Here is a 26,873-nt window from a genome sequence, read left to right as displayed (position 1 = left end):
AAGGGTTATTATTATGTTGGAAGTTAACGATTTACACGTCACCGTTGAAGGCACGGAAATTCTTAAAGGCCTTTCCCTGACGATCAATGCAGGCGAAGTCCACGCGCTGATGGGCCCAAACGGCGCGGGCAAGTCTACGCTGTCGGCGGTCATCGCCGGGAAGGACGGCTACGAAGTCACCCAGGGCAGCATTACCTTCAAAGGTCAGGACGTGCTGGAAATGGAAATTGAAGAGCGCGCTCAGGCGGGTCTGCTACTAGGTTTCCAGTACCCGGTTGAAATACCCGGGGTTAAAAACATTTACCTGCTTAAAGCAGCTCTCAACGCCCAGCGCGCCGCGCGTGGTGAAGACGAGCTGCCGGCCCCTGAATTCATGAAGCTGGTGAAAGAGAAGCTTGGCCTGATGAAAATGGATGCCAGCTTTCTGCAGCGTGCGGTCAACGAAGGCTTTTCTGGCGGCGAGAAAAAACGCAACGAAATTTTGCAAATGCTGGTGCTTCAACCGAAGCTTGCCATGCTCGATGAGATTGACTCGGGGCTTGATATTGACGCCATGAAAGTCGTTGCCGACGGGGTCAACAGCCTGCGCGCCGAAGATCGCGCGATTCTGCTGGTCACTCACTACCAGCGCCTGCTCGATTACATCGTACCGGACAAGGTTCACGTGCTGGTAGACGGGCGCATTGTCAAAACCGGCGATGCAGAGCTTGCTAAAGAGTTGGAAGCAAACGGGTACGAAGGCATTGAGGAGTCTGCGGCATGAGCGACACGCAAACGTTCTTGGACACGCTGAACGCGCGTAGCCAACAGTGCGAAGCTGAGCCGACCTGGATTGCCGCTCGCCGTCAGGCTGGCGCGGCACGCTTCGAGGCCATTGGCTTTCCCACGCGCCGTGATGAAGAGTGGAAATATACCGATGTTCGCTCTATTGCCCAGGGCAATTTTGCCCTGGCGGAAAGCGCTGAGTTCTCCCAGGCTCAGGCAGCCGCATTGACGCTACCCCTGGATGCTTACCGGCTGACGTTTGTTGACGGTGTGTTTTCATCAGCACTTTCCGATCTGGACGCACTGCCCGATAGCGTGCAGGTACTGCCGCTCTCCAAAGCGCTAATCGACAATCACGAAGCTGTCGGTGGGCCGTTAGGGCGTCTAACAAGTGTTGATTTCTCTGCCTTCGCGGCGCTTAACACGGCGTTTATGGAAGAAGGTGCCGTGGTGCGAATCGCACCGGGTACTGTGGTTGAAAAGCCAATCCTACTGCAGTTTCTTTCCCGTGCGGGTACGCCAGTGATGAGCCATCCGCGTATTCTGGTAGAGGCGGGCGGACGCAGCGAAGCGACGCTGATTGAGCACTATGCTGGCGAAACCGATGCCACGAATTTCACCAACGTGGTGGCTGAGTTGATGCTTGATCGTGGTGCGATTCTGAACCATTACAAGCTTCAGGAAGCACCGCTAGGCGATATGCACGTGGCCAGTATTCACGTAGAGCAAAGCCGCGACACCCGGTATAGCTCCTACAACCTGAATCTGGGCGGTGCACTGGTGCGTAACGACTTGATCAGTGATTTGAATGGCCAGGGCGCAGAAACCAATTTCCTCGGGCTGTTCTTCGGCCAGGGTCGCCAGCATGTCGATAATCACACCAAGGTCAATCATAATGCGCCGCTGACGTTCTCTAATGAGAACTACAAGGGCATCCTGGATGACCGTGCCCATGGCGTATTTAACGGCAAGGTGTACGTCAAACGCGACAGCCAGAAGATAGAAGGCTTCCAGAGTAATCAGAACCTGTTGCTTTCCGACCGCGCTCACATCGATGCCAAGCCTGAGCTCGAGATCTATGCAGATGATGTTAAATGCTCACACGGCACGACCACCGGTCAGCTCGACGAAGAAGCCGTCTATGCGCTACGTACTCGGGGGATTGACGAAGCAACTGCCCGCGGCTTGCTAACCTTGGCGTTTGCCGGTGAGGTGCTGGATCAAGTTGCCCTTGACGCCGTGGCGGAACGTGTTGAGCTCGCCGTCGCCGGTAAATTGCCAGAACGTTTTAACCTAGCCGGGTTGGTAGAAGCTGCGGTTGCGCTCAACGACTAATCAAGGAGCCATCGATGCCCCATACCGCGACTGAGACGCCTTTAAAGCGTGACAATGCACGCTATGATCTGGCCGCACTGCGCAGTGAATTCCCGGTGCTTCGCCGGGAAGTGCATGGCAAGCCACTGATTTATTTAGATAACGCGGCCACCAGTCAGACGCCACAGTCGGTGATAGACGTGTTTAGCGATTATTACTCGCGCTATAACGCCAATATTCACCGTGGTTTGCATACTCTGGCGGATGAGGCCACCGCCGCGTTTGAAGGTACCCGCCAGCGCGTTAAGGGGTTTCTCAATGCGGAAGATGCCCGCCAAATCATCTTTACGCGGGGCACCACAGAAGCCATTAACCTGGTGGCCCAGAGTTGGGGGCGTACGCAGTTAAACCCAGGTGATGAGGTGTTGATTTCGATGCTGGAGCACCATTCCAACATCGTGCCTTGGCAACTGCTGGCGGCTGAGCGTGGCTTTACCATCAAGGTCATTCCCGTTGACGAGCGCGGTGCGCTGGATATGGTCGCCTACCGTTCGTTGTTAAGCGAGCGCACTAAGCTTGTCGCGGTTAATCATGTGTCCAATGCGTTGGGCACGATTAATCCGGTTAAGGAGATGGCGACACTGGCTCACCAGTACGGCGCGCTAATCCTTATTGATGGCGCTCAGGCCGCGCCGCATCAGCGGGTCGACGTGCAGGATATCGATGCTGACTTCTATGCCTTCTCAGGGCATAAAGTTTACGGGCCGACTGGCGTGGGCGTGTTATACGGTAAAAAAGCGTTGCTAGACGCTATGCCCCCTTGGCAAGGCGGTGGCGAAATGATCGACACCGTTTCCTTCGACGCAGGCACGACCTATGCCGATATCCCGCATAAATTTGAAGCCGGCACGCCGGCCATTGCCGAAGTCATTGCTTTGGGCCGCGCTTTAGAATGGATGGAAGGTGTGGGTGTTGAGGCCATAAGCGCTTGGGAAGGCGTATTGCTGGATCATGCCACCCAGGCAGTGAACCAAGTGGATGGTCTGCATATTTTAGGAACCGCTCCCCACAAAGCGGGTGTGCTGTCATTTGTTGTAGACGGTGCTCACGCTCAGGATATCGGCTTGCTGATTGACCAGTTGGGTGTGGCGATACGCACCGGCCATCATTGTGCACAGCCGCTTTTGCACCATTTTGGGGTAGAGGCAACGTGTCGCGCGTCATTTGCAGCGTATAATACCTTAGACGAGGTAGACACCTTTGTGACGGCATTAAATCGTGTCATTGGTATGGTGCGTTAAGGGAGCTTATGGATATCGAGCAAGTGGCCAGCCTGCAGCGTGGGCAAAGCTTACCTCTCCAGCGAGACGTGGAGGCGATAGCGATTCCGTTCGGGAGTACCGAGCAACTCGCGGAAGACAGTGTGGTCAGCGTTATGCAGGCTAAGGGCAGTACGGTCAGCGTCGGCTTCGAGGGTCGGTTATTCTTAATCGAAGGCAGTAATCTTGATGCGCTGGGGCTTCCTCCGCTACCTCGCCCTACGCTACATGAAAGCGCCACGGAAGATGAAATCGAGCAGTTCGTTTGGGATCAATTGCAAACCTGCTTCGATCCGGAGATACCGGTCAATATTGTCGACCTGGGGCTTGTTTACGGCTGTCGCATTGAGCGGTTGATCAGTGGTGAACGAATGGTGACCATTCGTATGACGCTCACCGCACCTGGGTGCGGTATGGGCGATGTTATCGCGGCTGATGCGCGTAATAAAATACTTGGCGCGCCGCAAATCAGTAAGGTGCATACCGAGATTGTCTTCAGCCCGCCCTGGAGCCGGGACATGATGAGCGAAGAGGCGAGGCTTGAGCTTGGTATGTTTTAACACCGGTAGGGTACGCTAGATGCGTATACCGCTGCTTAAGTGGATATCGCGAACATTAATGTCGCTGGGAGCGTTACTGCTTCTGGCGACATTACTGTTTGTGGGTGCCAATCTGTGGGTGTTAGGTCGAACGGCCCCTTTCATTTATGCGCCGGTATCCCAGTGCGTGCCTGCAGAGGTGGGCGTGGTGTTTGGCACGTCCAACTGGACACGCAGCGGCATGCGAAACCCGCACTTTCATGCGCGAATGCGCACAGCTGCTCGCTTGATTGACCAGCAAAAAGTACAGCATCTGCTGTTGTCGGGTGATAATCGCACCCAGGCTTATAACGAACCGCGCGCTATGTGGCGCGATTTATCCCGCCGTGGCGTCGCCGCCGAGCAATTGACAATGGACTTTGCCGGTTTCAGTACCTATGACACTTTAGTGAGGGCGCGTGACGTCTTTCAGCTAGACGAAGCAGTATTAATTACCCAGAACTGGCACTTGCCCAGAGCAATTTTTATTGGCCAGGCATTAGGCATGCAGGTAACAGGCTGCGTAGCGCAAGAGCGCGACGGAGCAGGTAGTTGGCAAGTGCGGCTTCGTGAGTGGGCCGCGAGGGTTGCAACGCTCGGTGATCTCTATATTTGGGGGCGGGAACCTTACTTTCTAGGCCCAGCTGAGCCCATTCACACCTTGCCCGCGCGCACGGACTAGCGGCGGGTCTTGCGTTTTTGCAGCTCGTAAAGCTCTCGGATCAACTGACGACAGCCTTTCATGCATTGCTCAATGACGGGCTCAATGGGATCCGGTAGCGGATGGGTAAACAGCGTCGACAATGCCTGCATCAAGACGCGCTCCTGCTCTAACAGCTCGTTAATCAGCACCTGACTGTCGTTGCCTACAAAGCTTTTTATACGGCTCCAAAGCCATAAAAAGTCATCCCGCTCAACGTCGGCATCGCGCGGCAGCATTTTTAGGTGCGTGCGTGCCAGCTCTTGCAGCTGGTGCATGGTGTCCAAACGTGCGGTGTAATGCGGCTTTAATGCCTCGCGCAGGGAAGGGCGCAGGCGTTCGATATTATCCTGAAAATAATCAATGCTATCGGCCAGCGCTTCCAGTGCGCTGTCCATCGCCACTTGGCGATTGTCGAGAAACATGAGCGTCTACCTCCTTCGGTGACGCAGATTGTGGCGGGGGCGCGATGGATTTGCCACCCCCATAACGAATTATTTTATGCAAATACCTATTAGCCTTTCGGCTTAGGCGGTGCTTTACGCGCGGGCATGGCATTCTTTTCGATGTGCTCAATAATCATGCTGGCAATGTCTTTTCCCGTGGCGCTCTCAATGCCATGTAAGCCTGGCGAGGAGTTAACCTCCATGATCACAGGGCCATGATTGGAGCGTAACAAGTCAACACCGGCGACCCGTAGCCCCATGGCTTTCGCCGCGCGGATGGCCGTTGAGCGTTCTTCCGGGGTAATCCGAATAACGCTGGCTGTTCCCCCGCGGTGTAGATTTGAGCGGAACTCGCCATCCGCCGCTTGTCGCTTCATGGAGGCGACCACTTTATCGCCGATCACGAGGCAGCGAATATCGGCGCCGCGTGCCTCTTTGATGTACTCCTGCACCATAATATTGGCTTTCATGCCCATAAAGGCCTGAATAACTGACTCGGCCGCTTGGTTGGTTTCGGCCAAGACCACACCAATGCCTTGGGTGCCCTCTAGCAATTTAATCACCAGCGGTGCGCCTTTGACCATAGTGATTAGGTCGGGGATATCGTCCGGTGAGTGAGCAAAGCCGGTAATCGGTAAGCCCAGCCCTTTGCGCGACAGCAGTTGAAGCGAGCGCAGCTTATCCCGTGAGCGCGTAATGGAAACGTTATCATTAATAACGTAGGTGCCCATCATTTCAAACTGGCGAAGGACTGCACAGCCGTAAAAAGTGACGGATGAACCGATGCGTGGAATGACCGCATCAAAAGGTTCGATTTCTTCACCCTTGTAGTGGATCGACGGATGGTGCGAGGCAATGCTCATATAGCAACGTAGCGTGTCGACGACCCGGGCGGTGTGTCCACGGCTCTCGGCCGCTTCCACCAGGCGGCGAGTTGAGTAAAGGTTGCGATTACGGGAAAGCAAAGCGATATGCATGCGAAACTCCAAGCCTGGTCGAAGGGCGTAGTGGAAAAAATAGCGTGGAACGTTAGGGTTCGCCGTGTAAAAACGCAGCGCCCGGTGCGACTAGAAAACGGCGCATCGCGCGGCGTCCCAGAAGCATGGGGTGGCGCATATTGCTGCGGTCCGTCAGGCTTAGTTCAACCGGAAAGTTTAAATCGCCTAGGCGCATTGGCGTACGGATGACATAACGCCATTCCCCGTGGCCGTTCGAGCTGGTCACGCGGCGTCGGTCGTGCAAATGCACCGTTAGTCGATGGGCGGGGGTTTCCGGCCCGCCGCTGTGCGTGATAAAGCTAACCCAAAGCTGGCCGTGCTCGTCTTCGTGGGTCTCTACTTGCTCGGCATGCAGCGCCGAAGTGCGCGCACCGGTGTCTGCCTTGCAACACAGGTGAAGCGACAGATCAGGCAAATACACCATTTCACGACGGCCAATGACTGCTTTGGCCTGATATGGGAGTTCTTTCAAAACCGCTCCTTAGAACGCCTATGATTCACTATCACGCTTATTATATTCATCGGGCATTCTTCAGCATTATCAATAATCAAGCTAACGGTTGGCCCGTGTGCGCCGACAGGGCATCCAAACGACTACGAATGGTTGATTCTTCCGGTGCATCACGCAGCGCCATGAGTATGGGCAAGCGTAGCCGAGGAATCAGCGCCAAGTCTCTCACCACGGCAATAAAATCGGTTCGTTCGTCATCCGCTAGACGTGAAAGAAACAGCGGTAGGCGCTCGCCATCTTCTAAATGCAACCAGCCTCGACCTGCCATCGCTGCCAGTACGTCGGGCCCGCAAGTGGTTTCATCGCGCAGCAGTTGGGAGTACCAATCGCCGACGGTGGGGGTCTCAGTGGCTCCCATCGCACGCACGCAGGCGCACAGCGTTTCTAAATCGCCAGTGGCCTTGGCATGTTCACCCCGGTCACGCAAGGCCTTAACCAGGCCTTCAGGCAGTGCCTGATGCTCTAGACAATAGCAAAATGCCTGCACTACGTCTGTGGGTAACGCCGAGAATTGCGTCGACAACCGATCCGCTACATCGTCATCCAGGCGGACAACGGTGTCGGCAACTCCCTGCAAACCCAACTGTTGCCAGTCTAGCGCCTTTGGGTTGCGCAGGTAGGCGTTCACTGATTCAAAATGTTGACTGGCAGGTAACGCAAGATCATAGGTGGCGCGAGCGTTTAGCATCGCTTGAAAAGGCGCACTCGGCGTAAAGGCGAGCGGGTTATCCTTCATCAAGTTATCCACCTTTGACGCGCTATCCTGGCCGAGCGCTGAGACGTTGCGGCCGAGGGTTTCGAGTAAGCGATCCAAAAACGCGTCGCGCTGGGCGGGCACTAAACGGCCTTCTTCGTCCAGCGGCAGAGCCAGAAACCAAATCGCCGGTTCGGGCATATCCCCCAGCCGAAACACAATGGCCATACGTGCCTGGCCCTGCCAGGGCGCGGGCCACGGGGTCTGCGCATTTTCTAATTCGCTCAACGCATTGCTGGGGCACGCTGTGACACGACGACCCATATGATAGAGCGAGACGCTTGCTCCGCTGCGTTGAAAGAATTCGTCTAGGGTGCGGATTGGCTGCATAATGTCCTTTCTCTTTGCAAGCCTGCACTCTACCTTGCAGATACCGGCCTGTCAGCCGTATCCATCGATAATATCACCTCTTTTTTTACCGTTTGGTTAAAAATTAAACAGTCATCCCTAACCCCCATGGGAAACGCAGCTGCGACATCTTTCCATAGCTTATCCACAGTCTCTTGCAGGTTTTCTGTGAATCTGTGGATGTGGTGGACGGACGGGCGATGAGTGGCAACTCGGCGATAGAGTTGGGATAATGATATTTCACACTTTAGATTTAACGTAGGTGGTTTATGAGCGTCCATCAACAGCTTCATACCGCGCTTCTTGAGCTTGAGGCTACCCTGAAGGCCGCCAACCTGTGGCGCGTGCCGACCCCGGAGGCGTCTGCTTTTGACAGCCAGCAGCCATTCTGTGTCGACACGATGTCGCTGATTCAATGGCTGCGCTTTGTATTTATTGCCCGGTTAAATGCGCTGGCTGACGCAGGTGCGGCAATGCCCGCCACGTGTGATGTAGCGCCTGCTGTGGGGGTATATCTCAAGCAAGAGAATATTCGAGCGAGTGATCATGTGTTAGTGCTTAAGGCTGTCGAGCGAATCGACCAGCTGGTCACCGATAACTAATTGAACCGGCCCCTGATGAGTCATCGGGGGCCGTAGCCGTTCAGCGTGATGCACGCTTTACCATGGCGCTACCAGTTAGAAACGATAGCTGATCCCACCCATAACTACGACGGGATCAATCTCCACATTGCCTGCAGAAGCGCCGTTAATTTTGGCATCGCTATCGATATCAATGTACCAAGCGGCTGCGTTTAACGCCCATTGATCATCAATCAGTAAATCAACGCCCACTTGCCCTGCAACCCCCCATGAGTCTTCCAGTTCTAGGGACGCCCCAATGTCGGTCTTTTCGTCCGAAAAATGGGTGTAATTGATGCCCGCCCCTAGATAGGGCTGGACACGGGCAGCGCTGCCGCCTAGTGGGTAATACTGAAAGGTGAGCGTGGGGGGAAGGTGTTCGGTTGACCCATCGGTAACGCCGTCTACTTGCAGATTGTGCTTAAAGGGTAAGGCGGCCAATAGTTCGACGCCGAAGGTGTCGTGAAAGCGATAGCCCAGCGTGAATGCCGGTCCGCTTTCTGAGTCAACGTTGACTTCAGCACCGCCGAGTAGCTCGCCGTTATCGCTGTTAGGGGCTACTTTGGCCACGCCAACGCGTGTGAAAAAGTCACCAGCGCCGTAGGCGAACGCCTGGCTGCTGGCGATCATTGCCGTAGCGGCAACAGTGGTTACAAGAAGGGTAGGTAGGATGGCTTTACGCATGGATTTACTCCTGGTTGCACACTGGGCGGCCATTCAGTAGCCGTTTAACGATGCAAACAGTTTAGCGAGACTCTTAGAGCGAGTTATTGATCCAAGGCAAAGAGTTATTAGACCAAAGTTCTGTAGGGACAGTTGACGTTTTACCGTGGTCGTCCGGAAGGGATTGAGAAATTGCCAAGTGTCGCCTTGCGATGCTGCGAATGGGGTTTCTGAAACGCAAGAGACCTTCCCGTGTCGGTGTACCTGACACGGGAAGGTCTCATTATCTTCGTATTGACTACGTTGAGTGCGTGCTTCGCGCTCGTTTAGCGAGCAATATGCTGGTACTCACCGGCATCGGCCGTTGCGCTGCTTACCGCCAGGATGGCGATGAAGGCCGCGATGAAGCCAGGGATGATCTCGTAAACGCCAGGGCCGCCCATGAACGACGCGTTCCAGCCCAATGCAATCCAGATCATGACGGTGGCGGCACCCACGACCATGCCGGCAATGGCGCCGGCACCGTTGGTGCGCGACCACATCAGCGAGAGGATAATCAGCGGGCCAAACGCCGCACCGAAGCCTGCCCAGGCGTTACTCACCAGCCCGAGCACCTGAGAGTCCGGATCCGACGCAATCACGGCGGCGACCAGGCCCACCAGGACGACGCTGATACGGCCCACGTTCACGCATTCCTTGTCCGTGGCTTCTTTGCGCAGGAACAGGCGATAGAAGTCCTCGGTAAGCGAAGAAGAGGCTACCAGGAGCTGACTGGAAATGGTGCTCATGACCGCCGCCAGCAGCGCCGCATACAGGAAGCCGGTGATCAGCGGGTGGAACAGCAGCTCCGCCAGGATAATAAAGATGGTTTCCGGATCTTCGACATCCATGCCGTTGCGAACGGCGTAGGCCCGGCCAAAGATACCCAGCGACACCGCGCCGATCAGCGAGATGGCCATCCAGCTCATGCCGATGTTGCGGGCAATCGGCACATCCTTGAGCGTCCGGATCGCCATGAAGCGTACGATGATGTGCGGCTGGCCGAAGTACCCAAGCCCCCAGGTGACCGCTGAAAGCCAGCCGATAAAGGTCAATCCTTCCGTCCAAGATAGCAGCGTGGGATCGACCTCATTGAGGGTCTGTGACGCCTGGCCGTAGCCGCCACCGCCTTCGCCAAAGAGTACCACCGCCGGCATGATCACCAGTGCCAGCATCATGATGCAGCCTTGCACGAAGTCCGTCATGCTGACCGCCAGGAAACCCCCGACCACGGTATAGACCAGTACGACGCCCAGCGTGATCAACACGCCCGCCCCGTAGTCGCTCATGCCCCCAATGTTCACGACCCCGGCAAAGGCGCTTTCAAACAGCTTGCCGCCGGCCACCAGGCCAGATGCCGTGTAGACCGAGAAGAAGATGACGATGACGATGGCCGACACCGTGCGCAGTGAAAGCGCGCGGGTCGGGAACCGGTTTGCCAGGAAGGCTGGAATGGTGATCGCATTGCCATAGTGAACCGTCTGCTCACGAAGCCGCGGCGCCACCAGCACCCAGTTGAAGAAGGCACCGACAAACAGACCAATACCGATCCAGGCCGAGCCAAGGCCCGATACGAACATTGCCCCCGGCAGGCCCAGCAGCAACCAACCGCTCATATCCGATGCGCCCGCCGAAAGGGCCGCGACCTTGGGGCTGAGGGTTCGTCCACCCAGCATGTAGTCTTCGGAGGTGGAGGTGGCTTTGCGCATGGCATAAAGGCCGATGCCGATCATGAGCACAAAGTAAGCAATAAGGCTGATCCAAACGCCAATGGCCATAAAAACGTCTCCTGTTTCTTAGTTATTAAGTCGGGCGTGGTGCCGACAGATTGGTGCGCTTACCAACAAGGCGTTGGTAGCGGCGCAGTCTTGTTGTTGTCACCCCGATTCGTATTCACGAAAGGAGCCCCATAGATCGTCTGGCTGTGATGTTCTCAGCGAGGTTGTTTGCACGGTGGTGCTCAGCGTTCCCCAGGTTGAGCACACGACCGGCGATATCCCTATTATTTTTCCCCATCAGACGCTTCCTTTTCAGGAGTTTAGGTTATTGATGTGATGAGCGGCTCACTCATCGCCAAGCGCCAGTAGCGACGCGTTCCCACCTAGAGCGGCGGTATTATTGGTAATGGTTTTCTCAGTCGCAAAACGCAGCAGGTAATGCGGCCCACCGGCTTTGGGGCCGGTACCTGACAGTCCTTGACCACCGAATGGCTGGACGCCTACTACCGCACCGATGATATTTCGGTTTATATACACATTGCCTACCCGAATTTTCTGCGCTATTTCAGCGGCAAAGGATTCGTTGCGGCTATGTACCCCAAACGTCAGGCCATATCCCCGGCCGTTGATGTCGTTAATCACTTGATCGATCGCATTGGCCTTGTAACGCACGATGTGCAATATCGGGCCAAACTGCTCGCGGGTGAGGGCGTCGATGCTGTCGATGATAAAGGCGGCTGGCGCCACAAAGGTGCCATCCTGGGTGTGTTCGGCGGCCATGGGGGTTTCAGCCACCAAACGGTTCTCGCCTTTTAATTTTTCAATATGTTCTAACAACCCGTTTCGCGCGTCTTCGTCGATGACGGGGCCCACATCGGTGCCGAGATCACGAGGGTCGCCAATGCGCAGTTCGTTCATCGCGCCCTTAAGGATCTCAATAACCCGGTCGGCAACGTCGTCTTGTAGATACAAAACGCGTAGCGCTGAACAGCGTTGCCCTGCGCTCTGAAACGCCGACTGAATCACATCCACCACGACTTGCTCGGGCAATGCAGTCGAGTCAACGATCATGGCGTTCATGCCGCCGGTTTCGGCGATCAAAGTTGGCAGCGGTGCGTTTTCGCGGGCCACCAGGGCGCGGTTGATAATTTGCGCGGTATCGGTGCCTCCGGTGAACACCACGCCGGTAATGCGAGGGTCGGAGGTCAATACGCTGCCCACCGTCGGGCCATCGCCAGGCAATAGCTGCACCACATCGCGGGGCATACCGGCTTCATGGAGCAGCTCGATCACGCGGTGGGCAACGATGGACGTTTGCTCGGCGGGTTTGGCCAGCACGGTATTACCCGACACGGCAGCCGCTACCACCTGGCCGCAGAAAATAGCCACCGGGAAGTTCCAAGGGCTAATCGCCGCAAACACGCCTTTGCCGCCCATCACTAGCTGATTGGATTCGCCAGTAGGGCCGGGTAAATCGATTGGCTCGCCAAACGATTCCTCAGCACGCATGGCGTAGTAACGGCAAAAATCGACGGCTTCTTTAATCTCATCAACGCCGTCGGTGAGTAGCTTGCCACCTTCGCGGGAGCACAGCGTCATCAACTCCGGCATGTGCTCTTCCATCAAATCGGCTAGCCGACGCAGGATAGCGGCGCGCTCGGCAGCCGGTGTGGCCTCCCAACGGGGGAAAGCAGCCCAGGCGGCGTCTACGGCCTTAGCGGCTTGCTCTTTGCTAGTCCATTGAACGCTGCCGACGGTTTGACGACGGTCGTAAGGCGAGGTGACCTGGTGGGTATTGGCTGCGTCGTCTTCGACGTCAAACGCCAGTAACGGCTTAGCCGGATACTGCTTGTCCATGAAGCTCGCCATTGCATCCATCAACGGCTGATAGTGGCTTCTGATATTCAAATTCACTCCTTTTGAATTTTTGCGTTTCGGGCCGTAGATATCCTTGGGGAGGGGGATAAGTGGGTTGGCGAGCGACGATTGTTGGCGAAGCGTTTCCACAGGGTGTTGGCAAAGTGACTCAATCGGCACGTCAGGGTCGACCAACTGATGCACAAACGAGGAGTTAGCGCCGTTTTCTAATAGGCGGCGCACCAAGTAGGGCAGCAGATCCTTATGGGCGCCTACGGGCGCATAAATACGGCAGTAGGTGCCTTTGGGGGCGCGCTCGAGGGCCGCATCGTAAAGCGCTTCGCCCATTCCGTGCAGGCGCTGAAACTCGAACGGACGGCTGTCGTGGTTAGCCAGTTCCAAAATGGTGGTGATGGTATGCGCATTGTGAGTGGCGAACTGGGGGAAGATGCGCCCGTTAGTGTCGCTGGAAAGAAGGAACTGGGCGCAGGCCAAATAGGCCACATCGGTGCCCGCCTTACGGGTAAAGACCGGGTAGCCTTCCACGCCTAACTGCTGGGATTCTTTGATCTCGGTATCCCAGTAAGCACCTTTTACCAAACGCAGCGGAATCTCGTCGCCCTGTTGCTCGGCCAGTCGGTTAATGTAATGCAGTACCGGCAAAGCGCGTTTGGCGTATGCCTGAACCACCAGGCCAAAGTGTCCCCAGCCTTTTGCGGCGTTGCTTTCATATACGGCACGGAATACTTCAAGCGATAGCTCAAGACGGTCGATTTCTTCGGCGTCGATGGTGACCGCGACATCAAGTTCGCGCGCCTTAGTCACCAGCTTAATCACGGTATCGACCAGTTCAGTAAGTACCTGCTCGCGGCGGCCAAATTCGTAGCGGGGATGAAGTGCCGATAGCTTAATAGAGATCGACGGGGCAGGCGTTTTATCGCCCATGGTCTTGCATGCTTTGCCGACCTGTTCGATCGCTCGGGCGTAGTCATCAAAGTAACGCTTCGCGTCGTCCCGCGTGCGGGCGGCTTCACCCAGCATGTCGTAGGAGTAGGTGTAGCCTTTATTAAACAGTGGTTTGGAGCGTTTGAGTGCTTCGTCGATGTCACGTCCCAAGACGAACTGCTTGCCCATGATTTTCATGGCTTCATACATCGCGCGGCGAATAACGGGCTCGCCCAGGCGATTAACCATGCGATTGATGAAGTTGGCCGGTTGTCCTTCGCGCGGGTGATCCATTTTGAGTACGCGGCCGGTCATCAATAAGCCCCAGGTAGAGGCGTTGACCATCCAGGACTCGCTTTTACCCACGTGCGACTGCCAATCGGCAGGGCCCAGTTTGTCTTCAATTAACGCATCGGCGGTGGCTTTATCGGGAATACGCAGCATGGCTTCCGCCAGGCACATCAGCATGAGTCCCTCGTGGGTATCCAGGCTGTACTGCTGGAGAAGCTCGTCAATCGTATCAACCGCGGTGTCCATCTTGCGCACGTCGCGCACGAGCGCTGCGGTATTGGCTTCGATTCGCTTGAAGTCATCGCTGTCAACGTCGAGCAGTGTTATCAATTCGCCAACGAAGCTTTCTTCATCGACGACATAATGATCGCTAACGCGAGCCATTAAGGTGTCGAGGTCGGTTTGCCAGATGGCCGGGTCACGCATTGTCTTGGCGTTGAGCATCGAAGCCCCCCAAAGTCGGAACGGATGGGTAACAGGACGTAATCCTGAGCTAACGGTCGAATGTAGAGTGCGCCAACCGTTGGTGTATGTCGTTTTCGCGGGAAAACGTGTCAATTTCTTGGCAAGTCGTTAATATTACGACTTTAGTAGAGTTAGCTAGGCTCCGCCAGCGCGCTGTTTGAACGCGATGTCAACGGGCTGGACGGTAGGTGTGTTTGGCGAAGCTGGCGTGGAGATAGGCCATAACCTCGACGAAATGCATGCGAGAGCGCGCTTTGATTGGCAAACCCGGTTTGTAGAGCAATATCGGTTAGCGACACATGACTTTGAACCACAAGCTGGTGGGCGGCATGCAATCGTTGTCGCTTAACGTACTGCCAGGGGGAAAGGCCTGTCTGCTGTCGAAACCGTTCAGAAAAGTGGGCTTCACTTAAGCAGACAAGCCGTGCCAGGTCGGCAACGCGTAGGTCATCGGCAAGGTGCTGCTGAATGAAACGGTCAAGCTGGCGTATATTTAGGCGGCGCAGGGGTGGGCTGGAGTCGTTGCCCAAACGTGTTTTAAGCGCGCCTACAAACGCCGCCGCTAGGCGGTCGTGCTGAAAGGGGTTGGTAGCAGAAGGGATGGTTTGGCCCAGTTCGCTCTCCATAAATGCCAGGTAATGGCGCAGCGATTCATCCAAGGTAAAAAAGCGCGGCGCATCGAACAGGGCGACAAGTTCGCGCTGTTCGCCGGTTAACGCTGGAGCCTCTTCGGGTAAATCCAAAATTAGCTGGCGGTTATAGCCACTACCTGAGTAATAATGCTCATGGTTGGCGGGCACTATGCATCCAGAAAACGCATTGACGCGGCCGCCAAGCCCCTCTATTTCAAATTCCGACGCGCCACATAGGGTAATAACAATCTGGTGAAAGTCATGGGAATGGTGGCGCGTGGCACTTTCCAACGGAATTCGGCGAATTGTACTGGGCATAAAACCTCCGTCGCCACCTGCGTTAACGTGCATGGAGGGCGCTATGGGCGGCTAAGTGATCGCGCAGGGCTTGCAACTCCGCTTGTCCCTCGTCGTTGAGTAAGGGTTTGCCTTGGGCGAGTTGCCAGCGCCTGCCATGTTGATCCATCAAGTGAGCTGCCCGGCGTCGCACGCCCTCTAAATACTCATTATGCCGGATAGGGTAGCCTATCAGCGCATTCCATTCCGTTTCGCTGACCTGGCTGGAAAGAGCTTTATCAAATAGAGCCAGCAGGTCTTTTGGTTCGGTGCGATATCTAGGGGTACGGGAGGTCATTAACACTGCAATGACGCTGCCGATCACCAGAAAACACACTCCAAATACCAAAAGATAGAGGGCCATGCAGAGCTCCCGTGGGGTTGAGCGCAAGAATCATAGGTCTTTGAGTATACCGCTCACGGCTTTCGATACGAAAATTTTACTAATTAACGAACTTTTTCCGCACAGCGTGTCTGAGAATGTACAAGCAATGCAGCGATAGCAGTCGTTAATGGTGTTGCTTAGTCTATTGTTTTGATCCCTTGCTTCCGCTGCTCCATGAGCAGCGGTTTTTTTTGCTATCTACTTGTTAACTATTCATAGCAGTAGCGCTGTTTGTTGCAGTGCTGACATGGCTCTTGTTGGGTAACGATGCAGGCGTTAATGACGGCGAATGGTCAGCAGTGCCACAAGGATATCTCGCCGGGTGACGATTCCGACAAGGCGCCGCTGCTCAACTACGGGGTATATTTTCGGTTTAGCTCCCAGCATCTCCTGGGCTAAGTCGGTAATGCTTTTGGCCGGGGTGACGCTAAGCACTTCATTGCGCATTAACTCTTTGACCAACGGCGCCTCATCGTCATGGTATATGCTGTCGAGAACACGGCCTAACACATCCTGTTCTGAGATAAAGCCGATTAAATTGTCGTGCCGGTCAACCACTGGTGCGCCCGGTAAGCGGTGAAGGGCAAGCCCTTGGGCGAGCGTGGTAATCGACATCTCGGGCGAGACACGATAACAATCGCGAGACATAATATCGCGTACGTTATGGGGCGTTGGTGTTGCCATAATGGCTCTCCTTTAGCGTGAGAGGGTCGTCTTGTAACCAACCGTCGCACTATTCACTTTAGGTGATTCACCTTCAGATGCGAAGGTCATCCACTTAGGGCATTCAACGCTTTTAAAGCGCTGACGAAAGGGACGCGGACGTCGCAATCGTTGTCTTTATCTGATCGAATAGCCCATGGCCCAGCTTGAGGAGCCAGCGTGAGGAGAAACTATGGACGCACGTGAATATTTGAACCGCAAAGGGCTGCCCCAAGATCGTGATGCCGATCGTCCCAACACACTGGAAGAGAAATCCTGGGAGCGTGCCAGAGGGGCAGGGCAGCAACGCCCCAAGTCGGGTACGCCTCATGATTGGGAAGAATGGGAGCGCTATCACGATGACTTGGCGCACGATGCTGACGCACTGGCGCAAAAAATCGATAAAGACGCCCATCGCAAAGCAACCGCCGAGAAACAGGCAGCCACAGAGACAGCTCGGCCTGTTGATAATAGCGTTGAACATTTTACGCCTGAAAAACCATCCAGCGATGAGCCTGCAGAGCCACCAGCACCGTTAACCGTCATGCCTTCGTCGGTTAAAGCCGCGTATTTTGCGCTGGCCGTGCTGTTCCCGCCGTTGGCGGTTGGGCTGACGGAAGGGGGCGCGCGTCGCGTGGTGATCGCGGCGTTACTTACCCTATGCGTTTGGTTGCCGGGGGTTATTTTCGCATTGGTGTGGCTACGCCGGCAGACATAAGTAGGTTGCCCACAGGCTGCATTCTCCCCATGCTTCCCGCAAGCGCGAGGGTTTTCGTCACTGAGCCATTGGCAACGGTGGTACGATACGTATAATTCGTGTCAACTTTTATAAATACCGAGGTTTACGATGGCGTATCTTGTCGGTGTCACCGTCCTGTGGGCGTTCTCCTTTTCATTAATAGGGGTGTATCTGGCAGGGCAGGTCGATAGCTATTTCGCGGTACTGCTGCGGGTTGGGCTAGCCGCTCTGGTTTTTTTGCCGTTTTTACGGCCCAGCCTCTTACAAGGTAAGCAGCGTGTAGCGCTGATGGCGCTCGGGGCTATCCAGCTCGGCATCATGTATACGTTCTTTTATCAGTCGTTTTTATTGCTGTCGGTGCCCGAGGTATTGCTGTTTACTATCTTTACGCCGATTTATATTGCACTGCTCGACGACCTTTTATTTGGGCGTTTCACACCGATTTACCTGGTGAGCGCTGTCTTGGCGGTGATTGGCGCTGCGGTTATCCGTTACGACGGGGTAGACAGTGGTTTTTGGATGGGGTTTTTGGTGGTTCAAGGCGCTAACCTGTGCTTCGCCATCGGTCAAGTGGGCTATCGGCGCTTAACCGCTGATTTGCCAGCGGATTTGCCCTGGCACAATGTCTTCGGCTGGTTTTATGTAGGCGCCATGATTATTGTGCTGCCGGTGTTCTTGTTGTTCGGTAATAGCGCCGCCTTACCGACAACCGGCATACAATGGGGTGTGTTGGCGTGGCTTGGGCTGGTGGCATCGGGCGTGGGCTATTTTGCCTGGAACCAAGGCGCTACCCGAGTGGATGCCGGTACACTGGCGGTCATGAATAACGCGCTGATACCCGCTGGCCTAGCTGTCAATCTGCTGATCTGGAATCGCGAGGCCGATATGTCGCGGCTGTTGCTTGGCGCGGCGATCATGGCCGCTTCGCTCGGGCTGAATCATTGGTGGCGGCAGCGTCAGCAGGCACAGCCGGTGTAAGTCGATTTGCTCGCATTGTTTCCCCTCGCCATAATGGGCTGATTGTCTATGAGTCGGCTCACGACCCATCATGTTCAGGAAGCTGCTGTGTCATCGAATATGCCAAAGGAGTCACGGCGGCCATTTAACACCATTGGGTTAATTGGCCGGTTGGGCAGCGATAAAGTCGTCGACTCGCTGCAGCGCTTAGTTAACTACCTGGTGGAGCACCGTTACCGTGTGCTGGTTGAAGATCGCACCGCCACGGTGATTCCGCACCACGGCCAGCCAGAAGCCAATCGTCGGGCGTTAGGCGAGCTGTGCGATTTGGTGATTGTGGTCGGCGGCGACGGTAGCTTGCTGGGCGCAGCGCGTACGCTATGCCACAGCGGTACGCTGATGTTGGGTGTTAATCGGGGTCGTCTGGGTTTTTTGACCGATATTTCCCCGGATGAATTGGAAACCCGCGTTGGTGAAGTGCTGGCCGGTGAGTTCGAGCGTGAAGAACGTTTCCTGTTGGACATGGCGCTATACCGCAATGGTGTGATGGTCGGCTCTGGCGAAGCGCTCAACGAGATTGTGGTTCACCCAGGGAAAGCCGTTCGCATGATTGAGTTTGAACTGTTTATTGACGGGCAGTTCGTCTATAGCCAACGCAGTGATGGGCTGATCATCGCCACGCCGACAGGGTCTACCGCTTATGCGTTATCCGGCGGCGGGCCGATCATGCACCCGAAGTTGGATGTCATTACCCTGGTGCCGATGTTCCCTCATACGCTCTCCAGCCGCCCCATCGTAATCGATGCGGCCAGCGAAATTCGCCTGCATATCGGCGAGACCAACCAATCCTATCCCCACGTAAGCTGCGATGGGCAAACGCGGTCGGTTGCCAAACCGGATGATGTCGTTGTCATTACCCGAAAGCCAGAACGAGTCCAGCTAGTGCATCCCATTGGGCACAACTTTTACGAGGTGCTACGCAGCAAGCTCGGCTGGAGCCACCGGTTGGGAGACTGAGCATGGTCAACCGAATCGCCGCCAAGCCGGTATTTGAAGGCTACGATTTAATCGGTGATGTGCATGGCTGTGGTGCCACGCTCGTGACGCTGCTTGAAAAGCTCGGGTATCGTAAACGCGGCGGTGTGTATCGCCATCCGCGACGGCGGGTCATCTTTTTGGGGGATCTTATCGACCGTGGGCCACGTATTCGGCTGGCCGTGACGACGGCCCGGCGGATGGTTGAAGCCGGCGAGGCGCAAATCGTGATGGGGAATCATGAATACAACGCGCTTGCCTATACCCATCCCGCACCGCCGGGTAGCGAGAAACGCTGGTTGCGCGAGCATACCCCGCGTCACAACCGCATTATTCAAGACACACTGGCGCAATACCGTGACCACACCAACGAATGGGAAGATACCCTGGCCTGGTTTAAAACCATTCCATTGTTTATCGAACAAGACGGCATGCGCGTGGTGCACGCCTGCTGGGATGACGATCTAATCAGTCAGTTTAAACAGCGTTATCCCGATGGGCGTCTAGATGACCGCTTTCTGGTGGCGTCTCACGACCCCTCGACCCAGGCGTTTCGCATTTTGGATCGCTTAACGCGGGGCAGTCATCTTCAGCTTCCGCGTAACGTGGCGATTCATTCAGGCGATGGCTTTACGCGACGCAGTTTTCGCACTCATTTTTGGGCGGCATCGCCACAGTGCTGGGGGGACGTCGCCTTCCAGCCCGATAACTTGCCCGGCGATTTAGAGCAGCGAACGCTCACCCAAGCCGAGCGTGAAACGCTTAGTTATTACGGGCCAGACGAGCCCCCCTTGTTTATTGGCCATTATTGGTGTGAGGGCATCCCCGCGCTTCCGACTGGCAATATAGCTTGTTTAGATTACAGTGCCGTCAAATATGGTCGCTTGGTCGCTTATCGTTGGCAGGGCGAAGTACAATTAAATGCCGATCATTTCGTTTGGATTCAGGTGGATAGAGAAGAGCAAAGCTTTTTAAATACGGTGCTGGATGACGAAGACTAAGTTGAATGATTGATAGATACATTAAGTTACATATTTTTTTCGAAACATCTGAACTAACCCTACTGCCGTCCGTCTGAATAGGTGTTCCCTTGAATGATCCCTTGCTATTGACCCGGCGGCCCCCTCCGCCGGTTTTTTTTGGTGGAAATGATTACCACTGTACTGCCACGCCAAGGCGTGTTCTATTCAATTGGCCGCATGGCCCACGCTGTTACCACGAGGCAAGCCTATGCACCCAGTGATGCGTTTACCCCCCGATGCAGACACTCAGGCGTTACGCAAAGCGCTTTGGCGTTATCGCATTGGACACCGCATTACCGCTGAAGACGATGCTCAGGTGCTTTGGGTCGCCGACCCAGGTCAACGTGAAGCGCTTGTCAACCTGGTGGCCCGCTGGCAGCAAGGCGAGTCTCTTGAATTAGCCGAGCATACTTCAACGACGGATTCCCCCGCGCTGCTCTCAACGCTTAAGCGTCTACCGGTCACCGTGTCCATGGTGGCGGCGAGCTTGGTTATCTTTGCGTTGATAGGCGTCTTGGGCGATCGGTTGATTGTGGCCTTGACCATTGTGCCGATAGGCATTGCGGGCGGTGAGCTAACCTACAGCTCGCTAACGGATACGCTGGCCAGCGGTCAGGTTTGGCGGCTGCTTTCGCCAGCGTTTCTGCATTTTGGCTGGATGCATCTGATTTTTAACTTGATGTGGGTGTGGTATTTCGGTCGTCAGGTGGAAGCATTGCAGGGTGGGCGCACGCTGTTGTTGCTATTAGTCGTGGCAGGGGTAGGCGCCAACCTTGCCCAATACGCCACCGGCACGGTGTTGTTCGGTGGTATGTCCGGGGTGGTGTATGCCTTGCTGGCGCATGTTTGGCTGATGTCGCGCCGGGTACCCGGAAGCGGTTTTTTTGTTCCGCAAATGCTGGTTGTGTTCATGCTGGGGTGGATGGTGTTCACCATGACAGATATGGCTGGTCTGGTCGGCTTTGGCAACGTGGCCAATGAAGCCCACCTTGGCGGACTGCTCGTCGGGTTGGTGACAGGCTGGTATTATAGCGCGCGGCGTTTACGGTCTTAATTGAGGAGCTTGGCATGAGCGATATGACCTTCGACAAAATGATTCACCAGATGACCCCGGCGATTTACGAAAGCCTCAAGCAGGCCGTGTCGTTGCGTAAATGGCCCGATGGGCGCCGCCTGACCGACGAGCAAACCGAACTGTGTTTAGAGGCAGTGATGCGTTTTGAGGCCGAAAACAATGTGCCCGAAGCCAGCCGGGTAGGGTATCTGGAGCAGCGTACCTGTGGCGCAGGGGCCACCGGGGAAGGTGTGTCGCCGGAAATGGCGGGCTTGGCCAAGGATGCCACGCGTGATTGAGGCGGCAACGCAAGGTTGTTTGAGCAAAATGGCGGCAACGCTACCTGGTCGTCAAGAGGAGCAAGTCGTCTACCATTTGCGCGCCGGTGAGCATCGCATTGCGCTTAATGAGCGGCTCGGTGAGCCCCTTAATTTGCGTTGGACAGGGGCCATTGCTTGTACCCACTGTGGCCGAGCTACCAAAAAAAGCTTTGCCCAGGGCCATTGCTACCCCTGCTTTAAGCGTTTGGCCCAGTGCGATACCTGCATCATGAAGCCGGAAACCTGCCACTATTTCCAAGGCACCTGCCGTGAGCCTGAGTGGGGCGAGCGACACTGCTTCCAGCCGCATATTGTTTACTTGGCCAATTCGTCGGGTTTAAAGGTCGGTATTACCCGCAAGACGCAAATGCCTACCCGTTGGCTAGACCAGGGGGCTATTCAAGCGCTGCCCATTCTTGAAGTGGATACTCGCCAGCAGTCTGGGTTTGTCGAAATGCTGTTTAAAGAGCACGTAGGCGACCGCACCAACTGGCGCGCTATGCTCAAAGGCGAGGTGACGGAACTGGATTTAAAAACCGAGCGAGACCGCTTGTTAGCAGCGACAGCCAACGGCCTTGGGCAACTTAGAAGCGAATTCGGTGCCGATGCCATTCGCGAGCTAGACGCCTCAAGTTCTGACTTCCACTATCCAGTGGCGTCGTTTCCCAGCAAAATCGTCTCGCATAACTTTGATAAAAAGCCTGAGGTCAGCGGTATACTGCAGGGCATCAAAGGCCAGTACTTAATGTTGGATACTGGGGTGATCAATCTGCGTAAGTTTACCGGCTATGAGGTTAGCGTGGCTTAATAATACTTAAACGCCACCATAGCCCAGCGCCTGCCGCAAGTGCTGGGCGTGGCTAGCCACCCAGTGCGGGTCAATCGCGCCCCAATCCTGGATGTGATAGCGGCCGATGTTATGACGTTCGCCCTCATCTTTAGTAAACGTACAGGCAATATCCAATTCGGCAAGCGAGGCGATGGTGTCTTGCGCCGTGCGCCGCGGCATGCCGGTGTCCTCCATCAAAGCTGGGACACTGACCACCCCCTGGTCAATCAAATACGCCACGTAAAGACGACGATAAAAGCTTGATTTTGTTTTACTAAGCGGCGCGGTCATGGCGTATCCTTTATACAATGAAAATAACGCTCACCAGTTTAATTGAATAAATCGCCCTGTGCGCGCGGCGGACAAAAGTCGCGGGTATTCAAACCCTGTTCGGAGCGCGGCTGCATGTTCCACTGGCGGCTGGCGCGATTAAACCGCTGGGCGATCATCTCGGCAAATACTCCTTCACCGCGAAAGCGCTTCCCAAAACGCGCATCGTAGTTCTGCCCACCCCGGCACTGGCGAATCAAACTCATCACCTTGGCGGCGCGCTCGGGGTAGTGGGCTTCCAGCCATGCTTCAAATAGTGGCGCCACCTCGTGGGGTAGGCGTAATAGCATCCAGGTGGCAGTGCGTGCGCCTGCACGACTGGCTGCTTCTAAAATGCGCTCAATTTCATGGTCGGTGAGCCCCGGAATAACGGGCGAAACCAGCGCGCCCACGGGAATGCCAGCCGTGTTTAGCTCGCGGATGACTTTTAAACGTGCCTGGGGCGATGCCGTGCGCGGTTCCAGGGTGCGTTTTAGATTGGCATCCAGGCTGGTCAAGCTCACAAACACACGCACCAAGCGATGTTCAGCCATTTCCGCCAGCAACTCCAAGTCTCGCAGTATCAGGCTGCTTTTGGTCACAATGGTGACGGGATGTCTGCATTGCAGCAGCAACTCCAGCAAGCGGCGAGTGGTTTGGTGCTTTGCCTCTAACGGTTGGTAGCAATCGGTATTGCCCGAAAGATTAATCGGCCGGCACACGTAGTTAGGGTGACAAAGTTCCTCGGTTAGGCGTTCTACCAAGCCGCTACGGGCTATTAGTTTGGTTTCAAAGTCCAGCCCCGGCGATAAATCCCAGTACGCGTGTGAAGGGCGGGCATAGCAATAGACACAGCCATGCTCACAGCCACGATAGGGGTTCAGCGAGCGATCAAATGGTAAATCCGGCGAACGGTTCCACGAAAGCGCGCTTTTGCTCGGCTCCTCGCGTACTTCAGTCGCAATCGAGGTAGAACTTTCCTCCCGCCACCAGCCGTCGTCTTCCTCCACGCTGCGGGTCGGCGCAAAACGATTGTGCGGGTCGTACGTCGCTCCGCGCCCTTTATGTAAGATTGAGCCGCCAGGTTGATAAGAAACCGCCATTTGCCACCTCTGCACGTTATGAGTGTGCTTGTCGTCTGTGTCGACACATGGATGTATGTACAGTATATGGTGTTTGGCAAAAGTCGCAAGGGAGGGGTTGGTCGTAGATGAAAAACTCAGTGATGAACAAACGACGCCACTATTTCATACTGTAAAAAGGTTCGCTTGCGCTAGTATCGAAAGAGGAAATTGACGAATGGGAATGCAACAAGATCTGGAATTAATGGCATCTTACAATCAGTGGATGAACGCTAAGCTGTATGAGGCTGCCAGTCAGCTCACGCCGGCTGAGCTTATCGAAGAGCGGGGCGCTTTTTTCGGCTCGATTTTTGGCACGCTTAACCACATCGTAGTGGCGGACACTATCTGGCTTAAGCGGTTTGCAACCACCCAAACCGCTTCTGCAAGAACGCTTGCGGTAATGGTTGACCTTCCTATGCCAGCGCGCCTTGATCAGGTGATGTTTGATGACTTACCAGGCCTGAAAGCGCATCGCCAATGGCTCGATACCGTGATTATTAACTGGGTCGCGGCGCTGACAGACGACGATCTAGAGACGCTACTGAGTTACCACAACACAAAAGGGATAGCCTCAAAACGGCGCTACTCAAGTCTGATTGTCCAATTCTTCAACCACCAAACCCACCACCGCGGGCAGGTATCTACATTGCTCTCGCAAGCGGGTGTGGATATTGGTGTCACCGACCTGCTGGCGCTGATTCCGGATGAGCAACAAGCTAAACTATAGTTTAGGTATCCATGATGACACCGTTAAGGACAACGTATGAAACCCTTCTCAATCCTATTGATACGAATATTAGCTATATATCTTGCCATTAAACCACTCATAGCCATGTCGCCTCTGCTATTTAGCGCTAACTTGGATGCAGAGTTGCATCAGTGGTTGCCCGGCGTTGTGGCAACCGTTTTCATTCCCGTTCTCGCAGGCATTGTGTTGTGGTTTGGAGCAGGCGCGCTGGCGACCAAGATTTATGGCCCTTATGGTGTCGAGACGAGTGTTCAGGTAAACGAAGCTGGTTTAGTGCGTGCTGGCAGTTTCCTTATTGGTGTGTACCTATTTGTACAACACACCGGCACAGCGCTTAGCCAATGGGCTTGGGGAGGCATTATTGACTATGGGTCGTTGGTTGTTATCGCGCTAGGTTCGGGCTTGATAGTGGGCACTAGTTTAATTGGTAAGCTTTACAATAAAATAAAGTATGCGGGCGGCGATGTTTAAGGGTCTGCTGCGAATATCTAAATGCAGGTATGTTGCGTATAAAGGGAAAACGCCCTGGCTTCTCAGCCAAGGCGTTTTGCTTTCCGATTCATTTACCACGTCAACCTAACGCTTCTTCCGTGTCGGCTTCTTATCGTTATCGCCACCGGCCGGTGCGCTTTCCTTTGCGCTGCTACCGCCATTGGGGAAGTGGCCACGTAACAGTTCCAGCAGGCCTTGTGTGGAGGCGTCGAAGTCGGCGGCGTTGGTGTCGATGCGTTCGCTGATTTCACCGGCAATACGTTTGCCAAGCTGCACGCCCCACTGGTCAAAGGAGTTGATGTTCCAGATCACCCCTTGGACAAACACCTTGTGCTCGTAGAGTGCGATCAGGGCCCCCAGGTTTTTCGGCGTTAGCTCATCCAGCAGTAGCGTGCTGGAAGGGCGGTTGCCGGGGCAGCTGTAGGGGTCGTGCTGGCTGAGTTCTTTGCTATTGCCTTGGCTGCCCTCCATAAAGGCGTTGGCCTGGGCGAGCATGTTGGTTAGCAGGGCGAAGTGATGATCTTCCACGCCTGGCTCGGGCTTGAGCGAGGCGATAAAGTCGATAGGCACGTAGCGGGTGCCCTGGTGCAGCAGCTGGAAAAACGCATGCTGGCCGTTAGAACCGGTTTGTCCCCAGACAATCGGGCCGGTTTTGTAGTTGACCGGATGTCCGAAGATATCCACCGATTTACCGTTGGACTCCATATCCAACTGCTGCAGGAAAGAAGGCAGCTGGTTGAGCGCTTGGTCGTAGGGCACGATGGCCTGGGTTTCAGAACCGATGAAGTTGATATACCAGATACCAATCAATGCCATGAGCACCGGCATATTTTCCGAGAAGGGCGCTTCGATAAAGTGGCGATCCATCTCGTGGGCGCCTTCCAGCAGCTCGATAAAACCTTCAAAGCCGATGGAAAGTGCGATGGGCAGACCAATCGACGACCACATGGAGTAGCGTCCGCCGACCCAGGCCCAGAATTCGAACACGTTCTCTTCACGGATGCCGAATTCCATTGCCGCCTTGCGGTTGGTGGAAGCGGCGATAAAGTGCGCGCCCACGTCGGCATCTTCACCGGCGTTTTCCAGGAACCAGCGCCGCGCCGTTTTGGCATTGAGCAGCGTTTCCTGGGTGGAAAACGTTTTGGTCGAGACGATAAACAACGTGGTAGCCGGATCGAGCCGCGATAGCACCTTCTGGATATGGGTACCGTCGACGTTCGATACAAAGTGGAAGTGCAGCTCCGGGTGGCGGTATTTCAACAGCGCACGCACGGCCATGTTGGGGCCAAGATCCGAGCCGCCAATGCCGATATTCACGACGTCTTTAATGCGCTGGCCGTTGTAGCCTTTCCACTCGCCGCTGCGCACCGCTTCGGAAAACAGCTTGATCTGTTCGCGGGTGCGGGTGATTTCAGGCATCACGTCTTTGCCATCAACGAAAACCGGCTCATCGCCTAGATGCCGGAGCGCAGTGTGTAGCACGGGACGGTCTTCGGTGACGTTGATAATATCGCCCGAAAACATTTGGGCACGACGCTGAACCAGCGCTGAGTGGTCGGCCAGTTCGATCAGCTTGGCCATGACGTTTTCGGAGACGTGGTGTTTTGAGTAGTCGAGGAATAGGCCGCCTACCCGCAGGCTCATTTTTTCAAAGCGCTGCGGGTCATTCGTGAAGTAGTCACGGATGCGATCGTTTGCGGTCTCGTCGCGCAGGCGTTCAAGTGCCTGCCACGTCACACTGCGGGTTAGTTGAAACATAGAAAAGTCCGTTGTTGTAGGTTGGCGAGGGGCCTTGATGCTATGTGTGTAAAAATACTACATAAACGACACGCTGTGACAACCGAAAGCGGATAAAAGG

At 55.2% G+C, this 26,873-nt stretch carries 28 protein-coding genes; 15 read left to right on the top strand and 13 right to left on the bottom strand.

The features are described from left to right. Nucleotides 1–13 precede the first annotated feature (13 nt). The 5 genes from sufC to BLR97_RS14635 are packed head-to-tail and all read left to right on the top strand — an operon-like array spanning nt 14 to nt 4,658. Nucleotides 14–763 carry a Fe-S cluster assembly ATPase SufC gene (sufC, locus tag BLR97_RS14655; protein ID WP_089707275.1) on the top strand — a complete coding sequence of 250 codons (750 nt, stop codon included), beginning with the start codon at nt 14–16 and terminating at the stop codon, nt 761–763. After that, nucleotides 760–2,100 carry a Fe-S cluster assembly protein SufD gene (gene sufD / locus BLR97_RS14650; RefSeq protein WP_089707274.1) on the top strand — a complete coding sequence of 447 codons (1,341 nt, stop codon included), beginning with the start codon at nt 760–762 and terminating at the stop codon, nt 2,098–2,100. The genes sufC and sufD overlap by 4 nt, the downstream gene beginning before the upstream one ends. A 14-nt stretch (nt 2,101–2,114) precedes the next feature. Further along, nucleotides 2,115–3,380 (top strand): aminotransferase class V-fold PLP-dependent enzyme, encoded by a 1,266-nt coding sequence (locus BLR97_RS14645; protein WP_089707273.1) that lies wholly within the window; start codon nt 2,115–2,117, stop codon nt 3,378–3,380. An 8-nt stretch (nt 3,381–3,388) separates the two neighbouring features. Beyond that, complete coding sequence (gene sufT / locus BLR97_RS14640; RefSeq protein ID WP_089707272.1) at nt 3,389–3,958, top strand: putative Fe-S cluster assembly protein SufT; 570 nt, start codon at nt 3,389–3,391, stop codon at nt 3,956–3,958. Nucleotides 3,959–3,977: 19 nt separating this feature from the next. Continuing rightward, nucleotides 3,978–4,658: a SanA/YdcF family protein gene (locus tag BLR97_RS14635; protein ID WP_089707271.1), complete on the top strand. Its 681-nt coding sequence runs from the start codon at nt 3,978–3,980 to the stop codon at nt 4,656–4,658. On the opposite strand, the gene BLR97_RS14630 is transcribed toward BLR97_RS14635, so the two are convergent. The 4 genes from BLR97_RS14630 to BLR97_RS14615 all read right to left on the bottom strand — a co-directional run bounded on the left by BLR97_RS14630 (nt 4,655) and on the right by BLR97_RS14615 (nt 7,715). After that, nucleotides 4,655–5,101: a hypothetical protein gene (locus BLR97_RS14630; RefSeq protein ID WP_089707270.1), complete on the bottom strand. Its 447-nt coding sequence runs from the start codon at nt 5,099–5,101 to the stop codon at nt 4,655–4,657. The genes BLR97_RS14635 and BLR97_RS14630 overlap by 4 nt on opposite strands. Nucleotides 5,102–5,190: 89 nt before the next feature. Beyond that, complete coding sequence (gene rimK / locus BLR97_RS14625) at nt 5,191–6,099, bottom strand: 30S ribosomal protein S6--L-glutamate ligase (protein ID WP_089707269.1); 909 nt, start codon at nt 6,097–6,099, stop codon at nt 5,191–5,193. Between the two features lie 52 nt (nt 6,100–6,151). After that, complete coding sequence (locus tag BLR97_RS14620; protein ID WP_089707268.1) at nt 6,152–6,592, bottom strand: ATP-dependent zinc protease family protein; 441 nt, start codon at nt 6,590–6,592, stop codon at nt 6,152–6,154. A gap of 76 nt (nt 6,593–6,668) precedes the next feature. Continuing rightward, nucleotides 6,669–7,715 carry a DUF3549 family protein gene (locus BLR97_RS14615; protein ID WP_089707267.1) on the bottom strand — a complete coding sequence of 349 codons (1,047 nt, stop codon included), beginning with the start codon at nt 7,713–7,715 and terminating at the stop codon, nt 6,669–6,671. A 287-nt stretch (nt 7,716–8,002) separates the two neighbouring features. On the opposite strand from BLR97_RS14615, the gene BLR97_RS14610 reads away from it, so the two are divergent. Beyond that, nucleotides 8,003–8,335: a YqcC family protein gene (locus BLR97_RS14610; protein WP_089707266.1), complete on the top strand. Its 333-nt coding sequence runs from the start codon at nt 8,003–8,005 to the stop codon at nt 8,333–8,335. Between the two features lie 75 nt (nt 8,336–8,410). Here the strand turns inward: BLR97_RS14610 and BLR97_RS14605 are convergent, their stop codons facing one another. From BLR97_RS14605 to BLR97_RS14580, 6 genes are all read right to left on the bottom strand, one after another. Then, on the bottom strand, nt 8,411–9,037 hold the full coding sequence (locus BLR97_RS14605) for an OmpW/AlkL family protein (RefSeq protein ID WP_089707265.1): 627 nt from the start codon (nt 9,035–9,037) through the stop codon (nt 8,411–8,413). Between the two features lie 305 nt (nt 9,038–9,342). Continuing rightward, nucleotides 9,343–10,833, bottom strand: coding sequence for a sodium/proline symporter PutP (putP, locus tag BLR97_RS14600; protein WP_089707264.1), 1,491 nt, complete (start codon nt 10,831–10,833; stop codon nt 9,343–9,345). Between the two features lie 285 nt (nt 10,834–11,118). Next, on the bottom strand, nt 11,119–14,310 hold the full coding sequence (putA, locus tag BLR97_RS14595) for a bifunctional proline dehydrogenase/L-glutamate gamma-semialdehyde dehydrogenase PutA (RefSeq protein WP_089707263.1): 3,192 nt from the start codon (nt 14,308–14,310) through the stop codon (nt 11,119–11,121). A gap of 152 nt (nt 14,311–14,462) precedes the next feature. Then, complete coding sequence (locus BLR97_RS14590; protein WP_089707262.1) at nt 14,463–15,281, bottom strand: AraC family transcriptional regulator; 819 nt, start codon at nt 15,279–15,281, stop codon at nt 14,463–14,465. A 22-nt stretch (nt 15,282–15,303) separates the two neighbouring features. After that, a complete protein-coding gene (locus BLR97_RS14585; protein WP_089707261.1) occupies nt 15,304–15,663 on the bottom strand; it encodes a hypothetical protein in 360 nt (119 codons plus the stop codon). Between the two features lie 297 nt (nt 15,664–15,960). Beyond that, entirely contained in the window at nt 15,961–16,368 is a 408-nt protein-coding gene (locus BLR97_RS14580) for a CBS domain-containing protein (RefSeq protein WP_089707260.1), read from the bottom strand. Nucleotides 16,369–16,579: 211 nt separating this feature from the next. On the opposite strand from BLR97_RS14580, the gene BLR97_RS14575 reads away from it, so the two are divergent. From BLR97_RS14575 to BLR97_RS14545, 7 genes are all read left to right on the top strand, one after another. Next, nucleotides 16,580–17,104 (top strand): YqaE/Pmp3 family membrane protein, encoded by a 525-nt coding sequence (locus BLR97_RS14575; RefSeq protein WP_089707259.1) that lies wholly within the window; start codon nt 16,580–16,582, stop codon nt 17,102–17,104. 129 nt (nt 17,105–17,233) lie between these two features. Then, the gene (locus tag BLR97_RS14570; RefSeq protein ID WP_089707258.1) at nt 17,234–18,103 is read left to right on the top strand and encodes a carboxylate/amino acid/amine transporter; all 870 of its coding nucleotides are present in this window, start codon (nt 17,234–17,236) and stop codon (nt 18,101–18,103) included. A 99-nt stretch (nt 18,104–18,202) separates the two neighbouring features. Continuing rightward, nucleotides 18,203–19,099, top strand: coding sequence for an NAD(+) kinase (locus tag BLR97_RS14565; RefSeq protein WP_089707257.1), 897 nt, complete (start codon nt 18,203–18,205; stop codon nt 19,097–19,099). Between the two features lie 2 nt (nt 19,100–19,101). After that, nucleotides 19,102–20,118 (top strand): metallophosphoesterase, encoded by a 1,017-nt coding sequence (locus BLR97_RS14560; RefSeq protein ID WP_089707256.1) that lies wholly within the window; start codon nt 19,102–19,104, stop codon nt 20,116–20,118. 229 nt (nt 20,119–20,347) lie between these two features. Further along, on the top strand, nt 20,348–21,193 hold the full coding sequence (locus BLR97_RS14555) for a rhomboid family intramembrane serine protease (protein WP_089707255.1): 846 nt from the start codon (nt 20,348–20,350) through the stop codon (nt 21,191–21,193). Nucleotides 21,194–21,207: 14 nt separating this feature from the next. Further along, nucleotides 21,208–21,492 carry a YeaC family protein gene (locus BLR97_RS14550; RefSeq protein WP_089707254.1) on the top strand — a complete coding sequence of 95 codons (285 nt, stop codon included), beginning with the start codon at nt 21,208–21,210 and terminating at the stop codon, nt 21,490–21,492. Continuing rightward, a complete protein-coding gene (locus BLR97_RS14545; protein ID WP_089707253.1) occupies nt 21,476–22,321 on the top strand; it encodes a DUF2797 domain-containing protein in 846 nt (281 codons plus the stop codon). Before BLR97_RS14550 ends, BLR97_RS14545 begins: the two co-directional genes overlap by 17 nt. 6 nt (nt 22,322–22,327) lie before the next feature. Here BLR97_RS14545 and BLR97_RS14540 read toward each other — a convergent pair whose 3' ends face one another. Beyond that, nucleotides 22,328–22,633, bottom strand: coding sequence for a winged helix-turn-helix domain-containing protein (locus tag BLR97_RS14540; protein ID WP_089707252.1), 306 nt, complete (start codon nt 22,631–22,633; stop codon nt 22,328–22,330). Nucleotides 22,634–22,671: 38 nt separating this feature from the next. Continuing rightward, on the bottom strand, nt 22,672–23,754 hold the full coding sequence (locus BLR97_RS14535; protein ID WP_089707251.1) for a PA0069 family radical SAM protein: 1,083 nt from the start codon (nt 23,752–23,754) through the stop codon (nt 22,672–22,674). A gap of 196 nt (nt 23,755–23,950) precedes the next feature. On the opposite strand from BLR97_RS14535, the gene BLR97_RS14530 reads away from it, so the two are divergent. Further along, nucleotides 23,951–24,502 (top strand): DinB family protein, encoded by a 552-nt coding sequence (locus BLR97_RS14530; RefSeq protein WP_089707250.1) that lies wholly within the window; start codon nt 23,951–23,953, stop codon nt 24,500–24,502. Between the two features lie 36 nt (nt 24,503–24,538). Further along, on the top strand, nt 24,539–24,994 hold the full coding sequence (locus BLR97_RS14525) for a hypothetical protein (protein ID WP_089707249.1): 456 nt from the start codon (nt 24,539–24,541) through the stop codon (nt 24,992–24,994). Nucleotides 24,995–25,099: 105 nt separating this feature from the next. Here the strand turns inward: BLR97_RS14525 and pgi are convergent, their stop codons facing one another. Then, on the bottom strand, nt 25,100–26,773 hold the full coding sequence (gene pgi, locus BLR97_RS14520) for a glucose-6-phosphate isomerase (RefSeq protein ID WP_089707248.1): 1,674 nt from the start codon (nt 26,771–26,773) through the stop codon (nt 25,100–25,102). Between the last annotated feature and the right edge of the window lie 100 nt (nt 26,774–26,873).

This window comes from Vreelandella arcis, assembly GCF_900103865.1.
GTDB classification, from domain to species: domain Bacteria; phylum Pseudomonadota; class Gammaproteobacteria; order Pseudomonadales; family Halomonadaceae; genus Vreelandella; species Vreelandella arcis.
The sequence above is the reverse complement of the archived record's forward strand: the minus strand, read 5'-3'. Positions and strand labels throughout refer to the sequence as shown.

What these genes read in the sequence shown, in the direction of transcription:
- sufC (WP_089707275.1), top strand. Translation starts at nt 14, where the DNA reads ATGTTGGAAGTTAACGATTTACACGTCACCGTTGAAGGCACGGAAATT.
- sufD (WP_089707274.1), top strand. Translation starts at nt 760, where the DNA reads ATGAGCGACACGCAAACGTTCTTGGACACGCTGAACGCGCGTAGCCAA.
- BLR97_RS14645 (WP_089707273.1), top strand. Translation starts at nt 2,115, where the DNA reads ATGCCCCATACCGCGACTGAGACGCCTTTAAAGCGTGACAATGCACGC.
- sufT (WP_089707272.1), top strand. Translation starts at nt 3,389, where the DNA reads ATGGATATCGAGCAAGTGGCCAGCCTGCAGCGTGGGCAAAGCTTACCT.
- BLR97_RS14635 (WP_089707271.1), top strand. Translation starts at nt 3,978, where the DNA reads ATGCGTATACCGCTGCTTAAGTGGATATCGCGAACATTAATGTCGCTG.
- BLR97_RS14630 (WP_089707270.1), bottom strand. Translation starts at nt 5,101, where the DNA reads ATGTTTCTCGACAATCGCCAAGTGGCGATGGACAGCGCACTGGAAGCG.
- rimK (WP_089707269.1), bottom strand. Translation starts at nt 6,099, where the DNA reads ATGCATATCGCTTTGCTTTCCCGTAATCGCAACCTTTACTCAACTCGC.
- BLR97_RS14615 (WP_089707267.1), bottom strand. Translation starts at nt 7,715, where the DNA reads ATGCAGCCAATCCGCACCCTAGACGAATTCTTTCAACGCAGCGGAGCA.
- BLR97_RS14610 (WP_089707266.1), top strand. Translation starts at nt 8,003, where the DNA reads ATGAGCGTCCATCAACAGCTTCATACCGCGCTTCTTGAGCTTGAGGCT.
- BLR97_RS14605 (WP_089707265.1), bottom strand. Translation starts at nt 9,037, where the DNA reads ATGCGTAAAGCCATCCTACCTACCCTTCTTGTAACCACTGTTGCCGCT.
- putP (WP_089707264.1), bottom strand. Translation starts at nt 10,833, where the DNA reads ATGGCCATTGGCGTTTGGATCAGCCTTATTGCTTACTTTGTGCTCATG.
- putA (WP_089707263.1), bottom strand. Translation starts at nt 14,310, where the DNA reads ATGCTCAACGCCAAGACAATGCGTGACCCGGCCATCTGGCAAACCGAC.
- BLR97_RS14590 (WP_089707262.1), bottom strand. Translation starts at nt 15,281, where the DNA reads ATGCCCAGTACAATTCGCCGAATTCCGTTGGAAAGTGCCACGCGCCAC.
- BLR97_RS14585 (WP_089707261.1), bottom strand. Translation starts at nt 15,663, where the DNA reads ATGGCCCTCTATCTTTTGGTATTTGGAGTGTGTTTTCTGGTGATCGGC.
- BLR97_RS14580 (WP_089707260.1), bottom strand. Translation starts at nt 16,368, where the DNA reads ATGGCAACACCAACGCCCCATAACGTACGCGATATTATGTCTCGCGAT.
- BLR97_RS14575 (WP_089707259.1), top strand. Translation starts at nt 16,580, where the DNA reads ATGGACGCACGTGAATATTTGAACCGCAAAGGGCTGCCCCAAGATCGT.
- BLR97_RS14570 (WP_089707258.1), top strand. Translation starts at nt 17,234, where the DNA reads ATGGCGTATCTTGTCGGTGTCACCGTCCTGTGGGCGTTCTCCTTTTCA.
- BLR97_RS14565 (WP_089707257.1), top strand. Translation starts at nt 18,203, where the DNA reads ATGCCAAAGGAGTCACGGCGGCCATTTAACACCATTGGGTTAATTGGC.
- BLR97_RS14560 (WP_089707256.1), top strand. Translation starts at nt 19,102, where the DNA reads ATGGTCAACCGAATCGCCGCCAAGCCGGTATTTGAAGGCTACGATTTA.
- BLR97_RS14555 (WP_089707255.1), top strand. Translation starts at nt 20,348, where the DNA reads ATGCACCCAGTGATGCGTTTACCCCCCGATGCAGACACTCAGGCGTTA.
- BLR97_RS14550 (WP_089707254.1), top strand. Translation starts at nt 21,208, where the DNA reads ATGAGCGATATGACCTTCGACAAAATGATTCACCAGATGACCCCGGCG.
- BLR97_RS14545 (WP_089707253.1), top strand. Translation starts at nt 21,476, where the DNA reads ATGCCACGCGTGATTGAGGCGGCAACGCAAGGTTGTTTGAGCAAAATG.
- BLR97_RS14540 (WP_089707252.1), bottom strand. Translation starts at nt 22,633, where the DNA reads ATGACCGCGCCGCTTAGTAAAACAAAATCAAGCTTTTATCGTCGTCTT.
- BLR97_RS14535 (WP_089707251.1), bottom strand. Translation starts at nt 23,754, where the DNA reads ATGGCGGTTTCTTATCAACCTGGCGGCTCAATCTTACATAAAGGGCGC.
- BLR97_RS14530 (WP_089707250.1), top strand. Translation starts at nt 23,951, where the DNA reads ATGGGAATGCAACAAGATCTGGAATTAATGGCATCTTACAATCAGTGG.
- BLR97_RS14525 (WP_089707249.1), top strand. Translation starts at nt 24,539, where the DNA reads ATGAAACCCTTCTCAATCCTATTGATACGAATATTAGCTATATATCTT.
- pgi (WP_089707248.1), bottom strand. Translation starts at nt 26,773, where the DNA reads ATGTTTCAACTAACCCGCAGTGTGACGTGGCAGGCACTTGAACGCCTG.